The 15358-nt window shown below is 73.0% G+C and carries 16 protein-coding genes; 10 read left to right on the plus strand and 6 right to left on the minus strand.

Annotated elements, in window-relative coordinates:
• Nucleotides 1-22 precede the first annotated feature (22 nt).
• The 10 genes from QN157_03755 to QN157_03800 all read left to right on the plus strand — a co-directional run bounded on the left by QN157_03755 (nt 23) and on the right by QN157_03800 (nt 7382).
• A complete protein-coding gene (locus QN157_03755) occupies nt 23-1468 on the plus strand; it encodes a Ni/Fe hydrogenase subunit alpha (protein MDR7554701.1) in 1446 nt (481 codons plus the stop codon).
• Nucleotides 1465-1932, plus strand: coding sequence for a hydrogenase maturation protease (locus tag QN157_03760; GenBank protein MDR7554702.1), 468 nt, complete (start codon nt 1465-1467; stop codon nt 1930-1932). The genes QN157_03755 and QN157_03760 overlap by 4 nt, the downstream gene beginning before the upstream one ends.
• Before the next feature lie 188 nt (nt 1933-2120).
• Entirely contained in the window at nt 2121-2699 is a 579-nt protein-coding gene (locus QN157_03765; GenBank protein ID MDR7554703.1) for a hypothetical protein, read from the plus strand.
• Between the two features lie 9 nt (nt 2700-2708).
• On the plus strand, nt 2709-3353 hold the full coding sequence (locus QN157_03770) for a CBS domain-containing protein (protein ID MDR7554704.1): 645 nt from the start codon (nt 2709-2711) through the stop codon (nt 3351-3353).
• A 23-nt stretch (nt 3354-3376) separates the two neighbouring features.
• On the plus strand, nt 3377-3838 hold the full coding sequence (locus QN157_03775; protein MDR7554705.1) for a universal stress protein: 462 nt from the start codon (nt 3377-3379) through the stop codon (nt 3836-3838).
• Between the two features lie 31 nt (nt 3839-3869).
• Nucleotides 3870-4640, plus strand: a complete 771-nt coding sequence (locus QN157_03780) for a CBS domain-containing protein (protein MDR7554706.1) — start codon at nt 3870-3872, stop codon at nt 4638-4640.
• The gene (locus QN157_03785) at nt 4618-4896 is read left to right on the plus strand and encodes a 4Fe-4S dicluster domain-containing protein (protein MDR7554707.1); all 279 of its coding nucleotides are present in this window, start codon (nt 4618-4620) and stop codon (nt 4894-4896) included. The genes QN157_03780 and QN157_03785 overlap by 23 nt, the downstream gene beginning before the upstream one ends.
• A gap of 17 nt (nt 4897-4913) precedes the next feature.
• Nucleotides 4914-5975, plus strand: coding sequence for a 3-methyl-2-oxobutanoate dehydrogenase subunit VorB (gene vorB, locus QN157_03790; protein ID MDR7554708.1), 1062 nt, complete (start codon nt 4914-4916; stop codon nt 5973-5975).
• 32 nt (nt 5976-6007) lie between these two features.
• Nucleotides 6008-6820 carry a thiamine pyrophosphate-dependent enzyme gene (locus QN157_03795; protein MDR7554709.1) on the plus strand — a complete coding sequence of 271 codons (813 nt, stop codon included), beginning with the start codon at nt 6008-6010 and terminating at the stop codon, nt 6818-6820.
• Between the two features lie 13 nt (nt 6821-6833).
• On the plus strand, nt 6834-7382 hold the full coding sequence (locus QN157_03800) for a 2-oxoacid:acceptor oxidoreductase family protein (GenBank protein ID MDR7554710.1): 549 nt from the start codon (nt 6834-6836) through the stop codon (nt 7380-7382).
• An 81-nt stretch (nt 7383-7463) separates the two neighbouring features.
• Here the strand turns inward: QN157_03800 and QN157_03805 are convergent, their stop codons facing one another.
• From QN157_03805 to QN157_03830, 6 genes are all read right to left on the minus strand, one after another.
• Nucleotides 7464-7715, minus strand: a complete 252-nt coding sequence (locus QN157_03805) for a hypothetical protein (protein MDR7554711.1) — start codon at nt 7713-7715, stop codon at nt 7464-7466.
• A gap of 175 nt (nt 7716-7890) precedes the next feature.
• Nucleotides 7891-10611, minus strand: a complete 2721-nt coding sequence (gene acnA / locus QN157_03810) for an aconitate hydratase AcnA (protein ID MDR7554712.1) — start codon at nt 10609-10611, stop codon at nt 7891-7893.
• Nucleotides 10612-10887: 276 nt separating this feature from the next.
• Nucleotides 10888-12162, minus strand: coding sequence for a hypothetical protein (locus tag QN157_03815; protein MDR7554713.1), 1275 nt, complete (start codon nt 12160-12162; stop codon nt 10888-10890).
• Between the two features lies 1 nt (nt 12163).
• The gene (locus QN157_03820) at nt 12164-12820 is read right to left on the minus strand and encodes a response regulator transcription factor (protein MDR7554714.1); all 657 of its coding nucleotides are present in this window, start codon (nt 12818-12820) and stop codon (nt 12164-12166) included.
• A complete protein-coding gene (locus tag QN157_03825) occupies nt 12796-13998 on the minus strand; it encodes a GAF domain-containing sensor histidine kinase (GenBank protein ID MDR7554715.1) in 1203 nt (400 codons plus the stop codon). Before QN157_03825 ends, QN157_03820 begins: the two co-directional genes overlap by 25 nt.
• A gap of 73 nt (nt 13999-14071) precedes the next feature.
• Complete coding sequence (locus tag QN157_03830) at nt 14072-15100, minus strand: 4-hydroxythreonine-4-phosphate dehydrogenase PdxA (protein ID MDR7554716.1); 1029 nt, start codon at nt 15098-15100, stop codon at nt 14072-14074.
• Nucleotides 15101-15358 lie beyond the last annotated feature (258 nt).

Consider the following 15358-nt stretch of genomic DNA (forward strand, 5'->3'; position numbering starts at 1 on the left):
ACGGTTCGGGTAGGAGCAGGGGATGAACAGCAGGCGCATCGTCATCGACCCTGTGACCCGCATCGAGGGGCACGCCAAGATCAGCGTGCTCCTCGACGAGGCCGGCCGTGTGGCCGAAGCGCGCTTCCACGTCACCGAGTTCCGCGGATTCGAGAAGTTCTGCGAGGGCAGGCTGTTCTGGGAGATGCCGGCCATCACGGCACGGATCTGCGGCATCTGCCCGGTGAGCCACCTGATCGCCTCGGCCAAGGCGGGCGACGCCATCCTGGCGGTGGAGATCCCGCCGGCGGCGGAGCGGCTCCGGCGGCTGCTGCACCTGGCCCAGCTCGTGCAGTCCCACGCGCTCTCGTTCTTCCACCTGTCCTCACCCGACCTGCTGTTGGGCTTCGACGCGCCCCCGACCGAGCGCAACTTGTTCGGGCTGATCGCCCACCATCCGGAGGTCGCCCGGGCCGGCATCCGCCTGCGCCAGTACGGGCAGACGATCATCGAGCTGCTGGGCGGCCGCCGCATCCACCCGACCTGGGTGGTGCCCGGCGGCGTGGCGACGCCCCTGCTTCCCGCAGTGCGCCAGCAGCTGCTGGCGGCCTGGCCGCAGGCGCTGGAGGATGCGCGCACTGGCCTGGACGCGTTCAAACGGGTCCTGGACGCCCACGCCGAAGAGGCCGCGATCTTCGGCACCTCTCCCGCGTTGTTCGCCGGTCTGGTGGACACGGCGGGCCGCGTCGAGTACTACGAGGGGCGCCTGCGCATCGTCGGCCCCGACGGCGAGGCGGTCGCCGAGGGGCTCGACCCGACGCGCTACCAGGACTACCTGGGAGAGGCCACGGAGCCCTGGTCGTACCTGAAGTTCCCGTACTACCGTCCGTACGGCTACCCCGACGGCGCCTACCGCGTCGGGCCCCTGGCGCGGCTCAACGTCGCTGCGGCCTGCGGAACGCCGCGGGCCGATGCCGAGCTGACGGAGTACCGGCAGCGCACGGGCCGCGTGGCGCTCAGCGCGTTCTACTACCACTACGCGCGGCTGATCGAGATCGTGCACGCCCTGGAGCAGATCGGCAGGCTCCTGGACGACCCCGCCATCCTCGATCGCGACGTGCGTGCCCGAGCCGGCCGTAACCGCCACGTGGGGGTCGGCGTCGCCGAGGCGCCGCGGGGGACCCTCTACCACCACTACGAGGTCGACGACGACGGCCGCCTGGTGCGCGTCAACCTCATCATCGCCACGGGGCAGAACAACCTGGCGATGAACCGGGCGGTGGCGCAGGTGGCGGCACACTACATCACCGGCGACGACGTGCGCGAGGGCGTGCTGAACCGCCTGGAGGCCGCCATCCGCGCCTTCGACCCCTGTCTCTCCTGCTCGACCCACGCCGTCGGGGCGATGCCGCTGGTGGTCGACATCGTCGGCGCCGATGGGCGTCTCGTACGGCGGGTGCGCCGCGACCCGGCCGCGACGAGCCGATGAGGCGCGCCCCGCTGGTGATCGCCTGGGGCAACCCGCTGCGCGGGGACGACGGCGCAGGTCCGGCCGTGGCCCGCGCCGTGGCGGCCCGGGGTAGCGCGACGGTCCGCATCTGTCACCAGCTCACCCCCGAACTGGCTGCCGACGTCGCCGCCGCCAGCCGGGTGGTGTTCGTCGATGCACGGGCCGGGCCGGCCGGACGGACCGGGGCGTCTGCGCGCGGGGTGCGTGTGCGCCGCCTGCGAGGGCAGCATACCCCTCCCGCAGCCTTTAACCACGCCATGGCTCCCGAGACCCTGCTGATACTGGCCCGGACGCTGTACGGCACCGCACCGCCGGCGTTCCTGGTCACGGTGAGGGGCGCGCGGTTTGCGCTGGGCTCCGGGTTGTCGCCATCGGTCCGCCGCCTGATCCCCGCCGCCGCCCGTGTCGTCCTCCGGCTGCTGCCCCCTCGACCCGCGTCCTGACGGCAAGTCCCCGGCCTCCAACGGGCACGCAACCGGGTGGGCATCAGCGCCGTCCCCTCGGCTCGTGCGCTGACGGCAAATACAGCGACCGTCCGATAGGCCGGGGGCGGCGTGGGCCCTATGCTGGCAATGGAATGGGTACCGCAGCCACTGCCAGCTGCACGTCCGGGCCCGCGGATGCGCCGCAGGTGGTCACGCTCCGCGGTGTCGGCGCACTGCGTCCCTATGCGTTGGCATCCGACCTGGGGGCGCTGGCGGGCTATGCGCCCGGAAGCGTGGCGTTCGTGCGCACCGCCCTGGAGCGCATGCTGGCGGCGGGCGGCGAGGTGCACGCGGCGGTGGTGGGCAACGTCATCGTGGCGTACGTGGGCGTCGCACCCGCCAGCGCAGACCAGCCCTGGGGGCGGCTGCGCGACCCGCGCATCCAGGAAGTGGTGCTCGAAGTCGCCCGGAGCTACCGGGGGCGTGGGCTGGCCCGCGCGTTGCTGCGCCGGACCTTCGCACATCCCCAGGCCGAGTCGCGCGTCTACGTGGCGACCGGGTATGCCTGGTGCTGGGATCTGGAGGGGACCGGCCTGAATGCCGCCGCGTACGGCAGCCGTCTGTTGCGCCTGTTCGAGACGTTCGGGTTCGCCCGCGAGCCGACCGCCGAACCGAACATCGCCGGAGAGCCGGCCAACTTCCTGGCTGTCCGGGCAGGACGGCTGGTGCCGCCCGCCGTGGTGGGACGCGTCCGCCGCGCCTCCAGGGAGCGGGCGGCAGCCTGAGGTGGCGCCATGCGCGTCCGCGACGTCATGACCAGTCCGGTGCACACCGTCGGTCTCGATGCGCCCGCCTGGGAAGCCCTGGGGCTGATGCGCGCCCACCGCATCCGCCGGCTGCCGGTCGTCGACGACGGCCGGCTGGTGGGCATCGTCACGTGGACCGATCTGGTGCGCATCCGGCCGCCGGCGCTGGGCGGCCGCTGGCACGTGCCCCATCTGGCGGCGGGCGTGCAGGTCCGCCACCTGATGGCGACGGCCGTGGTCACCGTCGATCCGGAGACCCCGGTGCAGGACGCGGCGGCCCTCATGCAGCGCCACAAGGTCGGCGGGCTGCCCGTGGTGGAACAGGACCGCCTGGTCGGCATCGTCACCGAGAGCGACCTGTTCCGCGTCTTCGTCGAGATCTTCGCGGTCGGCCCGCACGAGGCGCGGCTGTGCGTGCCGGTGCGCAGCGTCGCTGATGACCTCCCCGCCGTGGTGGCGGCGCTCGTGGACGCCGGGATCGCGGTCCTGGGTCTCCACACGCTGCGGCTGGGGGCCCAGGACACCATCGTCCTCGTGGTGCCAGCGGCCGAGGCAGCGCGGGCGCGGGAGCGGCTGGACGTGCTGCGTGCGGCGGCACCCACCGCACCGGGCGCGCCGGCGAGGCGCGGGTGAGACGGAAGGCAGAGGTGAGCAGCATGCGCATTCTGGTGCCCGTGGACCTGGGCGACGAGTCCGCTGCACTGGTCCGCTACGCCGCGCGGCTGGCCGCGGTTCTGGGCGGAGAACTCGAGATCTTCCACGTCTACACCCGCGAGGGCGCTATGGCGGCCCTGCGCGACGAGGGCCTGTTCCTCGACCTCTACGTCAGCCGCCTGCGCTCGGAGCTCAACTACCTGAAGGCGCAGGCCGGTATCGCCGGCCAGCGCGCCCGGGTGGGGGTCTGGCAGGGCGATCCCGTCGAGGGGATCGTCACGCGTGCCGTCGAGTCCAGGGCCGACCTGATCGTCATGGGAACCCACCGGCACACGGGCCTGGCCCGGCTGCTGGTGGGCAGCGTGGCGGCCGGCGTGCTGCGCCGCGCGCCGTGCCCCGTGGTGCTGGTGCCGGCCCGCGTGCTGGCGGGCCAGGCCCGCGACGCGGTCCGGGCCAGCGCCTGAGACGAACGGCGCGGGAAAGGAGGACGTCGCCATGCCCGTGGTCCACGACGCGACCCGCAGGGATCACGCCCCGGGCCTGCGGCTGTACGCCCGCGACGTCATGACCCATCCGGTCATCACCGCGCGGACCGACGCCCGGGTGAAGGACCTGGTGGCGCTGATGATCACCCACCACATCAGCGGGATCCCGATCCTCACCCCGGCAGGCGAGCTGGTCGGCATCGTGACCGAGGGCGACCTGCTGTACAAGGAGCTCGAGCCACGCCCGACGGAGCCGACCGGCATCGTCGCGCGGCTGCCGCTGCGGTCGGTGGCCGAGGCCATCGAGCGCGCCCGCAAGGCCGAGGGGCTGCGTGCCGACGAGATCATGACCTCGCCGGTGATCGCCGTCACCGAGGCCACCCCGGTGCGCGAGATCGCGCAGCTGATGGTCAAGCACCGCATCAATCGGGTCCCCGTCGTCCGGGCCGGGAAAGTCGTCGGCATCGTCAGCCGCAACGACATCCTCAAGGCGTTCACCCGCAGCGACGAGGAGCTCGCAACGGCCATTCGCGAGAGCCTCGTCCACGACCTGTGGATCGACATCACCCGCGTGACCGTCGAGGTGAAGGACGGTGTCGTCTACCTGGAGGGGGTGGTCGACCGCCGGTCCGAGAAGGAGCTGGCCGAGAAGTGGGCGGCCATGGCCGACGGCGTCGTCGGGGTGCAGAGCCGGCTGACCTACGAGGTCGACGACCGCACGCTGCCGCCCGAGTCGCCGCGGAGGTTCCCCGGTGAGTATGCCGGTCCTCTGGGACGCTGACGAGCCCGTCCTCCGGCCGGCCACGACGCCACGGGTGGTCATCGCGGTCGACCGGTGCAAGGGGTGCGGGTTGTGCGTCGCGGTCTGCCCGCCCCGGGTCCTGGCCCTGGGTCCCCTCAACGCGCGCGGGTTCCCCGCCGCGGTCCTGCTGGACGACGGGCGGTGCACCTCGTGCGCCGCCTGCGCCCTGCTCTGCCCGGATGGGGCCATCACTGTGTTCCGCCCGCGCCGCCGCGCCGCGGCGGCCGCCGCGTGATCCGTATGGAGACAGGCATGCCGCCAGCGGGTGCGCGTGTCCTCATGAAGGGCAACGAGGCGATCGCCGAGGCGGCGATCCGCGCCGGGTGCCGGGCGTACTTCGGGTATCCCATCACCCCGCAGACGGAACTGGCCGAGTACATGGCCAGACACCTGCCGCGCGCCGGGGGCGTCTTCCTGCAGGCCGAGAGCGAGGTGGCGGCCATCAACATGGTCTACGGCGCAGCGGGCGCGGGCGTGCGGGTGATGACCAGCACCAGCAGTCCGGGCTTCAGCCTCATGCTGGAAGGGCTGTCGTACCTGGTGGGCGCCCGCCTGCCGTGCGTCGTCGTGAACGTCATGCGCGGCGGCCCCGGGCTTGGGAACATCGCCCCCGCCCAGAGCGACTACGCCGTGATGACCCGGGCGATGGGCCACGGCGACAGCCACGGCATCGTGCTGGCGCCGGCCACCGTGCAGGAAGCTGTCGACCTCGTGCGCCTGGCGTTCGAGCTGGCCGAACGCTACCGCCTGCCGGTGCTGCTGGCCGCCGACGGGCTGTTGGGCCAGATGATGGAACCGGTGGTGCTGCCCGACCCCGTGCCGCCGCCGCCCCCACCGCCGTGGGCGACCACGGGCGGGGGACGCCGGCGGATCTCGTCGATCTACCTGCAGCCCGAAGACCTCGAGGCGCACGTGCGCGACCTGGTGGCGGTCTACGAGGCGATCGCCCGCACCGAGGCGCCCGCGGAGGCCTACCGCCTGGACGACGCCGAGGTGGGCGTGGTGGCCTACGGCACCGCCGCGCGCATCGCGCGGGCGGCGGTGGACCGCGCGCGGGACGACGGGCTGCGGGTCGGGCTGCTGCGCCCCATCACGCTGTGGCCGTTCCCGACGGCGGCGTTCGCCCGGCCGGTGGCCCGGTGGCTCGTGGTCGAGCTCAGCGCGGGCCAGATGCTCGACGACGTCCGCCTGGCCGTCGCCGGCAGGGCGCCGGTGGCGTGGTACGGCCGCGCGGGCGGGGTCGTACCCACGCCGGTCGAGGTCCTGGCGGCGATCCGCCGTGTCCTGCGAGCGGAAGGCGAGGTGGTGGCATGAGCGCGACGCTGGAGGTCACACCGCCGCCCGCGATGGAACAGGTCGCCGGGCGGCCGCGGGTGCTCCTGGACGTGCCCATGCACTACTGCCCGGGCTGCACCCACGGCATCGTCCATCGCCTGGTGGCCGAGGTGATCGACGAGCTCGATCTGCGCGAGCGTACCGTGGGCGTGGCCTCGGTGGGGTGCTCGGTCTTCGCCTACGCCTACTTCGACCTGGACTTTCAGCAGGCCGCGCACGGCCGCGCGCCCGCCGTCGCCACGGGTATCAAGCGCGTGCGTCCCGACCTGGTCGTGTTCACCTACCAGGGCGACGGCGACCTGGCGGCGATCGGCACCGCCGAGATCGTTCACGCGGCGGCGCGGGGCGAGCGGCTCACCGTGATCTTCGTCAACAACGCCCTCTACGGGATGACGGGCGGGCAGATGGCGCCGACGAGCCCGGCGGGCATGCGCACGACAACGACGCCGGAAGGCCGCCAGGCCCGGGCCCACGGGTATCCGCTCCGGATGACCGAGATGCTGGCAGGGCTCGACGGCGTGGCCTATGCGGCGCGCGTGGCCGTGACCAGCGTGGCCGGCGTGGTGCGGGCCAAGAAGGCGATCCGCGCCGCCTTCCAGGCACAGCTGGACGACCGCGGACTGGGCATCGTGGAGGTGCTCTCCACCTGCCCGGTGGGATGGGGCCTGGATCCCGTGGACGCCTTGCGGTGGTGCGAGACGCAGTTGATCCCGGTCTTCCCGCTGGGTGTCTTCAAGGACACCGCCAGTGTGGACCACGCGCCGGCGCGGGCCCGCAGGCACCCGGCACCCGCGCCGGCCGGCGTGCGCACGCGCGCACCGTAGCGGGGAGCGGGCGATGGCCGCCTGGGAGGTGCTCGTCGCGGGCTTCGGCGGGCAGGGTGTGCTGTTCCTGGGCGAGGTCCTCGCGCGCGCAGCGGTGCACGAAGGGCGCGAGGTCACCTGGCTGCCGGCCTATGGCCCCGAGCAGCGCGGCGGTACCGCCCACTGCACGGTGGTGATCGACGATGCGCCGATCGCCTCACCGGTCGTGGCCGACCCCACGATCCTGATCGCCATGAACCGCCCCTCGCTCGACCGCTTCGAGCCACAGGTGCGGCCCGGCGGCGTCATCGTCTGCGACGTGACCGTGACGGGCCGTCTGCCGGCGCGCGCGGACGTCACGGCCCTGGGCGTGCCCGCCACCGCCATCGCCGTCGCCATGGGCGCGCCGCGCGCCGCCAACATGGTGCTGCTCGGCGCGGTGCTGGCGGTCAGGCCGCCGTGCGGGCTCGAGGCCATCCGGGCCGCGCTCGACGAGATGGTCGCCGACCCCGAGGCGCGGGCGCGCAACCTCGAGGCGTTGGAGCGCGGCCGGCGCGAGGCCGCTGCCCTGACGGCACGGTGAGCACAAACGACGGCCCGCGCTCGCCGTGCACGTGCGAGCGCGGGCCGCAGGACGGGGCGCCATCGCCCGCCGCTGGGGGGGTCAGGCGGCGGACGACTTCACGCCGCGAAACCGCGCGAGAAACTGCAGCAGCCTCGCGCCCTCGCGTTTCGCCTCCGCCCACTCCTTCTTGTACGCGCGGGCCTGGAGCCGGGCTGTCTCCAGCGCGCGCCGGTGGTCACGCACCGGCCCTGCCGCCGCGCGCTCGCGCCGCAGGATCTCGCGGTGCTGGGTGAGCGTCCGCTCGGTGGTACGGCGGATCTCGTGCATCATGCGCCGGTGCTCGGGCAGCATGGCTCCACCTCCGTGGCTCCACGCTACCCTGCCCCGCGCGCGCCCCCCATCGGGTCCGAGGCGGATTTTCGCCCTCGGGTATGGACCCGATGCGAAATCGGGTCAGCGCCCTATTGACAACTGCCGCGGTACTATTCACACGCTGTCGTCCGTCGCGTTCCGGCAGACGGCTGGCTCAGCGTGCCCCCGTGTCCGCCAGCAGCCGCCGCAGCACCATTGGCAACACGCCGCCGTGCCGGTAGTACTCCACCTCCATGGGGCTGTCGATGCGCACGATGGCCCGGAACGTGACCACTCGTCCATCGCCGTGGGCGTGCACCGTCACGCGCTGCCCCGGGGCGAGGCCGGCCGCCAGGCCCACGATGTCGTAGCGCTCGTGCCCCGAGAGCCCCAGGCTATCGGCGTTTTGGCCGGGCTCGAACTGCAGTGGCAGCACGCCCATGCCCACCAGGTTGCTGCGGTGGATGCGCTCGTACGACTCCGCCAGCGTCGCGCGCACACCCAGGAGCATCGGCCCCTTGGCCGCCCAGTCCCGCGACGATCCCGCGCCGTACTCCTTGCCGGCGATGACCAGCAGCGGGGTGCCCTCCTGACGGTAGCGGACCGCGGCGTCGTAGATCGTCATGAGCTCGCCGCTGGGGATGTGGGTCGTCCACCCGCCCTCGCGCCCGCCCGCCAGCCGGTTGCGCAACCGGATGTTGGCGAACGTGCCGCGGATCATCACCTCGTGGTTGCCCCGCCGCGCGCCGTACGAGTTGAACTCGGCCTTGGGGACGCCGCGGTCCAGCAGGTACCGGCCCGCGGGGCTCTCGGCGGGAATGGATCCTGCGGGCGAGATGTGGTCGGTGGTGATCGAGTCGCCCAGCCACGCCAGGACCCGCGCGCCGGTGATGTCGGCTGGCGGCGCGGGCTCCAGGCGCAGGTCGACGAAGAACGGCGGCTCCTGGACGTAGGTGGACGTCGGGTCCCAGGCGTACAGGGCACCGGTGGGTACCGGCAGCGTCCGCCAGGTGTCGTCGCCGGTGAACACGTCGCGGTAGCGCTCGATGAACAGCTCCGGGCGCACGGCCTGGGCCATCGTCTCCTGGATCTCGTGCGTCGAGGGCCACAGGTCGCGCAGGTAGACCGGCCGGCCGTCACGATCGCGGCCCAGCGGGTCGCGCGTCAGGTCCACGTCCACGGTGCCGGCCAGTGCGTAGGCCACCACCAGCGGCGGCGAGGCCAGGTAGGCGGCGCGCACCTGGGGGTGGATGCGGCCTTCGAAGTTCCGGTTGCCCGAGAGCACGGCCGCCACTACCAGATCGTGGGCGGCCACGGCCTGCGCGATCGGCTCGGGCAGCGGCCCGCTGTTCCCGATGCACGTCGTGCACCCGTATCCCACCAGGTGGAAGCCCAGCGCCTCCAGGTACCGCAGCAGGCCGGCCCGCTCCAGGTACGCCGTCACCACCGCCGAGCCCGGCGCCAGGCTCGTCTTCACCGTCGGCGGCGTCGCCAGGCCACGCTCGACCGCCTTCCTGGCCAGCAGGCCCGCGCCCAGCATGACGGCCGGGTTCGACGTGTTCGTGCACGATGTGATGGCCGCGATCACCACCGACCCGTCGGTCAACGTGGCCTCCCGGTCCCCCACCTTCACCGGCACCACCCGGCGCCGCTCGGCTACGGCGACGCCGCCACCCGGCGCAGACGCCGCCAGGCGCTCGGCGAACGCCGCTTTGAAGCTGGCGGGGACCTGCGCCAGCGGCACGCGGTCCTGCGGCCGTCGGGGCCCGGCGACCGAGGGTTCCAGGGTGGCCAGGTCGAGGGTCACCACCTGGTCGAAGACCGGGTCGGGCGTCGCATCGTCGCGCCACAGCCCCTGGGCCTTCGCGTACTGCTCGACCAGCGCCACGTGCGCCGGGCTGCGGCCGGTCATGGTCAGGTAGCGCAGCGTCTCGGCGTCGATGGGGAAGAGGGTGGCCGTCGCCCCGAACTCGGGCGACATGTTGGCGATGGTGGCCCGATCGGGCAACGACAGGTGCTTGACGCTGGCGCCGAAGAACTCCACGAACTTGTCGACCACGCCCACCCGGCGCAGGAGCTGGGTCACGGTCAGCACGAGGTCCGTGGCGGTGACGCCCTCGGGCGGCGTCCCCACCAGCTGGAGGCCCACCACCGCCGGCCGCAGCAGGTAGAGCGGCTGGCCGAGCATCGCCGCCTCGGCCTCGATGCCGCCCACACCCCACCCGAGCACGCCCAGCCCGTTGACCATCGTGGTGTGCGAGTCGGTGCCCACCAGCGTGTCCGGGAACGCCAGCACCTCGCCGTCGTCCTCGCGCGTGGCGACCACCGAGGCCAGGTACTCGAGGTTCACCTGGTGGACGATGCCCGTGCCCGGTGGCACCACCCGGAAGTTGCGGAACGCCTGCTGCGCCCACCGCAGCAGCGCGTAGCGCTCGCGGTTGCGCTCGTACTCCTTCTGGACGTTGTACATGAAGGCGTAGGCCGAGCCGAACATGTCGACCTGCACCGAGTGGTCGATGACCAGGTCGGTGGGCATCAGCGGGTTGATCCGCTCAGGATCGCCGCCCAGCCGCGCCATCGCCGAGCGCATGGCGGCCAGGTCCACCACCGCCGGCACGCCGGTGAAGTCCTGCAGGAGGACCCGCGCCGGCAGGAACGGTACCTCGCCGCCGTCGGACTGTCCGGGCGCCCAGGCTGCCAGGGTCAGCACGTCCCGCTCGGTGAACGGCGCGGTGCCGCAGTGGCGCAGGACGTTCTCCAGCAGGATCTTCACGGTCACGGGCAGCCGCTCCAGCGGCGTCGCCAGCCGGTCGCGCAGCGCGGCCAGCCGGACGTAGCGCACGTGCCGCCCGCCCGCCTCCAAACGCGCGTAGGCATCGAAGGGATCGGTGCTCACAGCATCGCTCCTCTGCAGGTGTGCGCCCACCCCCACGGGACGGACGCCAGTTCATTGTGCCACGGCGGACCGCGCCGGGGCCAGGGGCCTGCGCGCCCTCCGCCCACCGCGCGCCCGGGGATACTCCGACATCTGCCTGCTCGTTGGTGATGAGCATGCCCCGCCCACCGCGCGCCCGGGAACACTCCTGGATCCAGCGTCGCACGTCGCCGGCTGCCAGCCGGCCGGGCGCGGCCTGACGCCCGCGTGGGATGGGCCCGCGCCCTTCGGGGCCTGTCAGGACACCTGCCGGAACGCGGCCCGCATCCACGACACCGCCATGAACAGGCTGAACGCCACCGTGCCCGCGCAGAAGACCGCCGCGCCGATCGTCGCCAGCAGCGGCGCCCGCAGCAGCACCCCGAGGGCGACTCCGATGCTGCCCGCGGCGCTGGCGTAGAACGGCAGACGACCCTCGCGCGGGTGGTAGGGCGCCGGCAGCCGCGGCACCTCCAGCGCGCTCAACCCGCGGGCGTACCGGTAGAACCACATGAGGAAGGGTGTCACCTTGTAGAGCTGGCCCATGATGGCCAGCGTCACCCAGCCGAGCAGCACCAGCACTCCGGCCGCCACGGCCAGCCGGTACGGCGCGAGCGGCACCTGCCCCAGCGCCCAGGCACCACCGGTGGCGCTCAGCGCCACGGTCTGGGCCCAGATCACCCACCAGTGCTGGATCGTGAGGTCCGGCTTGCCGCCCCGGGCCACCTGCAGCCACCGCCACAGGTCCACCGCGTAGACCGCCCCGGCAGCGGCCAGCAGGGCCACCCCGGCGCGCGCACCGGGGTTCCACGCTGCAAGCGCCGCCACCACCAGCACGGCGATGCCCGCGTTGAGCAACCCGAGCACCACCGGCAGCCGGCCCTCGTCCAGCGGGCGCACCCCGACGAACCGTGGCAGCAGATAGTACGAAACGCTCACGACGAGCTGGACCAACCACCCGACGAGCCCCAGCGTCACGTGCGTGCCGATGCCGGCGACACCGAGCAGGTGCCACCAGAACGGCCACCGCCAGTTGGCGGCCATCAGCACGCCCCAGCTGGCCGCCGCCACCAGGTAGCCGAGGCTGGCGGCCACGCCGACCCCCGACAGCGGCCACCGCCGACGCTGCGGGGCCAGCCGCGCCAGCAGCCAGAGGAAGTACACGATGCCCGCCCAGACGACGAGACCGCCGGCGACCAGCACCCCCCGCTGCCGTGTCAGGAAGCCCGCGGTCAGCATCCCCAGGCCCAGGAGCGTGACGCCACCCTGCGCCAGCACCTGGCGTCCGGGCCTGGCCGCGATGCCAAGCATCGCCGGCGCCAGCTGGTGCAGCGCGCCCATCGCCATCAGCGTCGCCCAGCCGAGGGTGGCCAGGTGGTTGACCGCCAGCACGGGCCAGGCCCGGACGTTGCCGCCGGCCAGCGGTGCCGCCACGAGCACCGCGCCGACGCCCACCGCCGGCAGCAGCAGCAGCGCGGCCGCCATGAACAGCACCGCCGGGGTGTACCCGGGCAACCCGGTCAGGCGGTGCACGCTATGGCTCGATCAACCCCTTGCGAATCGCGTAGCGGACCAGCTCGGCGCGATCGTGGAGGTTGAGTTTCTCCATGATGTGCGCGCGGTGCGTCTGCACCGTCTTGATGCTGATGTAGAGCCGGTTGGCGATCTCCTGGTTGGTGTACCCCTCGGCGATCAGCGTGAGCACCTCGCGCTCGCGTTCGGTGAGCCCGTCGAGGGCATGCTCTTTCTCCTTGGGCGACGCACGCTGCAGGAAGTCCTGCACCACCATCTTCGCCACCGAGGGGTAGAGGAACGCCTCGCCGCGGTGGGCAGCGCGGACCGCCGCCACCAGGTCCTCAGCCGCGGCGCGCTTGAGCACGTAGCCGGCCGCGCCGACCTTCAGCAGCTCGAAGACGTAGTTGCCTTCCTCGTGCATCGTCAGGCCGAGCACCTGCACCTCCGGCAGCTCCCGGCGGATCAGCTCGGTGGCCTGGATGCCGTTCAGATCCGGCATGCTGATGTCCATGACGACCACGTCGGGCCGCAGCCGCCGGGCCTGCTCGACGGCCTCCCGGCCGGTGGCGGCCTCGCCGACCACCTCGAAGTCGTCCTGGCCGGCCAGGATCATGCGCACGCCCTCGCGCACGATGCTGTGGTCGTCGGCGATCAGGATCCGGATCTTGTCGGCCATGCCGTCTCGCCTCCCAACGGGAGCCGGGCCAGCACGGTGGTCCCCGCGCCAGGCACCGACAGGATCTGCACCGTCCCCCCCACCAGCTGCGCCCGCTCGCGCATCCCGTCCAGGCCCAGCGTGCGACGCGCCCCGGGCGGGTCCTCGGGGTCGAACCCCACCCCGTCGTCGCGGACCATCACCAGCAGCGCATCGCCGCGCCGGTCCACCCGGATCTCCAACTTCGAGGCCCGCGCGTGTCGGAGCGCGTTGGTGACGGCTTCCTGGATCACGCGGAACGCCACCGTCTCCACGTCCTGCGGCAGGCGCTCGCCCAGCTCGGCGACGTGCAGATCGGTCTGCAGCCCGGCGGGGATCACGTAGGTGTCCACGTACCACCGCAGCGCGGGGCCCAGGCCCAGGTCGTCGAGGATCGACGGCCGCAGCTCGTAGACCAGCTTGCGCAGCTCGTCCAGCCCCTGCTGCGCGAGATCGTGCAGACGACGGAGCTGGGGCGCCATGGCGCCGTTGTCCTCCTCGGCGCGCGCGGCCAGCTGTGCCAGCTGGATGATGAGGGCGGTCAGCATCTGCCCGGCATGGTCGTGCAGGTCCTGGGCGATCCGGCGGCGCTCCTCCTCCTGGGCGACCAGCAACCGGTGGAGCAGCTCGCGGTGGGTGTGCTCTTGATCGCGCACCTGCTCGAACAGCCGCGCACGCTGGATGGTGATGGCCAGCTCGTGGCCCACCGACTCCAGCATGTGGAGCTCTTCGACCGTCAGCGCGCGGCCGGACGGGAGCAGCAGGTTGAGGATGCCCAAGGCCTGATCCTGCGCCACCAGGGGGACCGACGCATGCCGGTGCACGGCAGGGTTCGTCGGAAGGGCCTGCTCCAGGCGCAGGCACTGCACGTAGTTGACCGCGTCGGTGAGCAGGCCCTCGCGCAGCATGGTGATGCAACGGCACTCGCCCGCCATGCGGCGCTTGCTGGCCACGGTGAGGGCGGCGGGGAGGTTCACGTCGGCTGCCAGCCGGAACTGCCCGGTCTCGGGGTCGAGGAGGAAGATCCAGCCGGCCTCGACCCCCATCAGCTCCACGATCCGGCGCAGGGCGCTATCCAGCGCCTCGCGCAGGGTGAACGACCGGTTGAGGACCTCGGCGATGCTCCGGAAGATGGCGAGCTGACGGGCGGTCTCCATCATCGTTCGCCCGGTGCGGGCATCGCGGCGCCGGCCTGCATGGCGTCTTCAGCATACCAGAACCGGTGTGCGCTGCTTAAGGGGCGTCGCCCCGGGCGTCCTGCGTGAGTACCACCGGCCGCAACCGCACGGCCAGGTCCAACGCCTGTTGCATCGGCCGCGGGTCGGCACGGCCCGTCCCGGCGATGTCGTGCGCGGTCCCGTGCGAGGGCGTGGTGAGCACGAACGGGTACCCCACCCCCACCGACACGCCCCGGTCGAACCCCAGCAGCTTGGTGGCGATCTGGGCCTGGTCATGGTACATCGCCACCACCGCGTCGAACTCCCCGGCGCACGCGCGCCGGAAGACGTGGTCCGCGGGCACCGGCCCGGTCGCGGCGATGCCCTCGGCCGCGGCCGCTGCCACCGCCGGCGCGATGAGGCGCTCCTCCTCGTCACCCAGCAGCCCGCCCTCGCCGGCGTGCGGGTTCAGGGCGGCCACCGCCACCCGGGGGAGGCCCGCACTCGTGGCGACGGCCACGCGGTGGACGAGCCGGATCGCGCGCAGGACCCGCGCGGCGCTCAGACGCCCGACGATCTCCCGGAACGGCAGGTGCCCGGTGACCCGCGCTGCCCAGAGCAGCCGGCCCTGCGGCCCGGCCGGATGCGGGATCACGTTCACCTCGTCGTGGTCGCGCACCCCCACCAGCTGCGCGCAGAGCTCGTACTCGTCGCGCACCGGATACCCGGCGCGGATGATCGCCTGCTTGTTCAGCGGGGCGAAGGCGACCGCGCGGCCGTCGTCCGCCAGCGCCAGCCGCACCGCCACCTCCAGCCACTGCGCCGCCGCGCGGCCCGCCGCCGGGCTGACCTGCCCTGAGGTCCAGCCGCGGTCGGCCGGCGGGACGTCGAGAAAGGGAACGCGGCCACCCTCGAGGACGCCGGGGCGGTCTGCCGGCACCGGCCGGAGCACCGCCGACGTCCCCACCCGCCGGGACGCCTCTTCCCAGGTCCGCAGGTCCCCCACGACCAGCAGGGGCGTCGCGGGCGGTGTCGCCAGCGCCCTGGCCAGTACCTCCGGTCCGATGCCGGTCGGGTCTCCCAGCGTCACGATGAGTGCAGCCATCCGGCCCTCCACCGCCAGGTGGTCGGATCGCCGTCTGCGCGCGGCGCATGCAGTCGACGACGGCGGGGGCACCGCCGCGAAGCCCGCTCATCGCTGCCGACGGCGTCCGCCGTGGCCCTCCATGACCCTCGCCCCGGCAGCAAGCGGGAGGCACATCATCGCCCGCGGGCAACCCGTTCGTCGTCGCAGTGCCACCTCACCGCATGCAGGGCCGCTCCCGCCACGCACGGCAAGTACAGGTTCACGAACTCGTCGTCG

It is taken from the genome of Armatimonadota bacterium (assembly GCA_031459855.1).
Taxonomy (GTDB): Bacteria; Sysuimicrobiota; Sysuimicrobiia; order Sysuimicrobiales; family Humicultoraceae; genus Fervidifonticultor; species Fervidifonticultor primus.

Excerpts from the sequence above, each read along its gene's own strand:
- QN157_03805 (MDR7554711.1), bottom strand. The coding sequence starts at position 7,715 with ATGCTGCCCGAGCACCGGCGCATGATGCACGAGATCCGCCGTACCACC.
- QN157_03820 (MDR7554714.1), bottom strand. The coding sequence starts at position 12,820 with ATGGCCGACAAGATCCGGATCCTGATCGCCGACGACCACAGCATCGTG.
- vorB (MDR7554708.1), top strand. The coding sequence starts at position 4,914 with ATGCCGCCAGCGGGTGCGCGTGTCCTCATGAAGGGCAACGAGGCGATC.
- QN157_03800 (MDR7554710.1), top strand. The coding sequence starts at position 6,834 with ATGGCCGCCTGGGAGGTGCTCGTCGCGGGCTTCGGCGGGCAGGGTGTG.
- QN157_03795 (MDR7554709.1), top strand. The coding sequence starts at position 6,008 with ATGGAACAGGTCGCCGGGCGGCCGCGGGTGCTCCTGGACGTGCCCATG.
- QN157_03785 (MDR7554707.1), top strand. The coding sequence starts at position 4,618 with ATGCCGGTCCTCTGGGACGCTGACGAGCCCGTCCTCCGGCCGGCCACG.
- QN157_03825 (MDR7554715.1), bottom strand. The coding sequence starts at position 13,998 with ATGATGGAGACCGCCCGTCAGCTCGCCATCTTCCGGAGCATCGCCGAG.
- QN157_03760 (MDR7554702.1), top strand. The coding sequence starts at position 1,465 with ATGAGGCGCGCCCCGCTGGTGATCGCCTGGGGCAACCCGCTGCGCGGG.
- QN157_03755 (MDR7554701.1), top strand. The coding sequence starts at position 23 with ATGAACAGCAGGCGCATCGTCATCGACCCTGTGACCCGCATCGAGGGG.
- QN157_03775 (MDR7554705.1), top strand. The coding sequence starts at position 3,377 with ATGCGCATTCTGGTGCCCGTGGACCTGGGCGACGAGTCCGCTGCACTG.
- QN157_03780 (MDR7554706.1), top strand. The coding sequence starts at position 3,870 with ATGCCCGTGGTCCACGACGCGACCCGCAGGGATCACGCCCCGGGCCTG.
- QN157_03830 (MDR7554716.1), bottom strand. The coding sequence starts at position 15,100 with ATGGCTGCACTCATCGTGACGCTGGGAGACCCGACCGGCATCGGACCG.
- QN157_03770 (MDR7554704.1), top strand. The coding sequence starts at position 2,709 with ATGCGCGTCCGCGACGTCATGACCAGTCCGGTGCACACCGTCGGTCTC.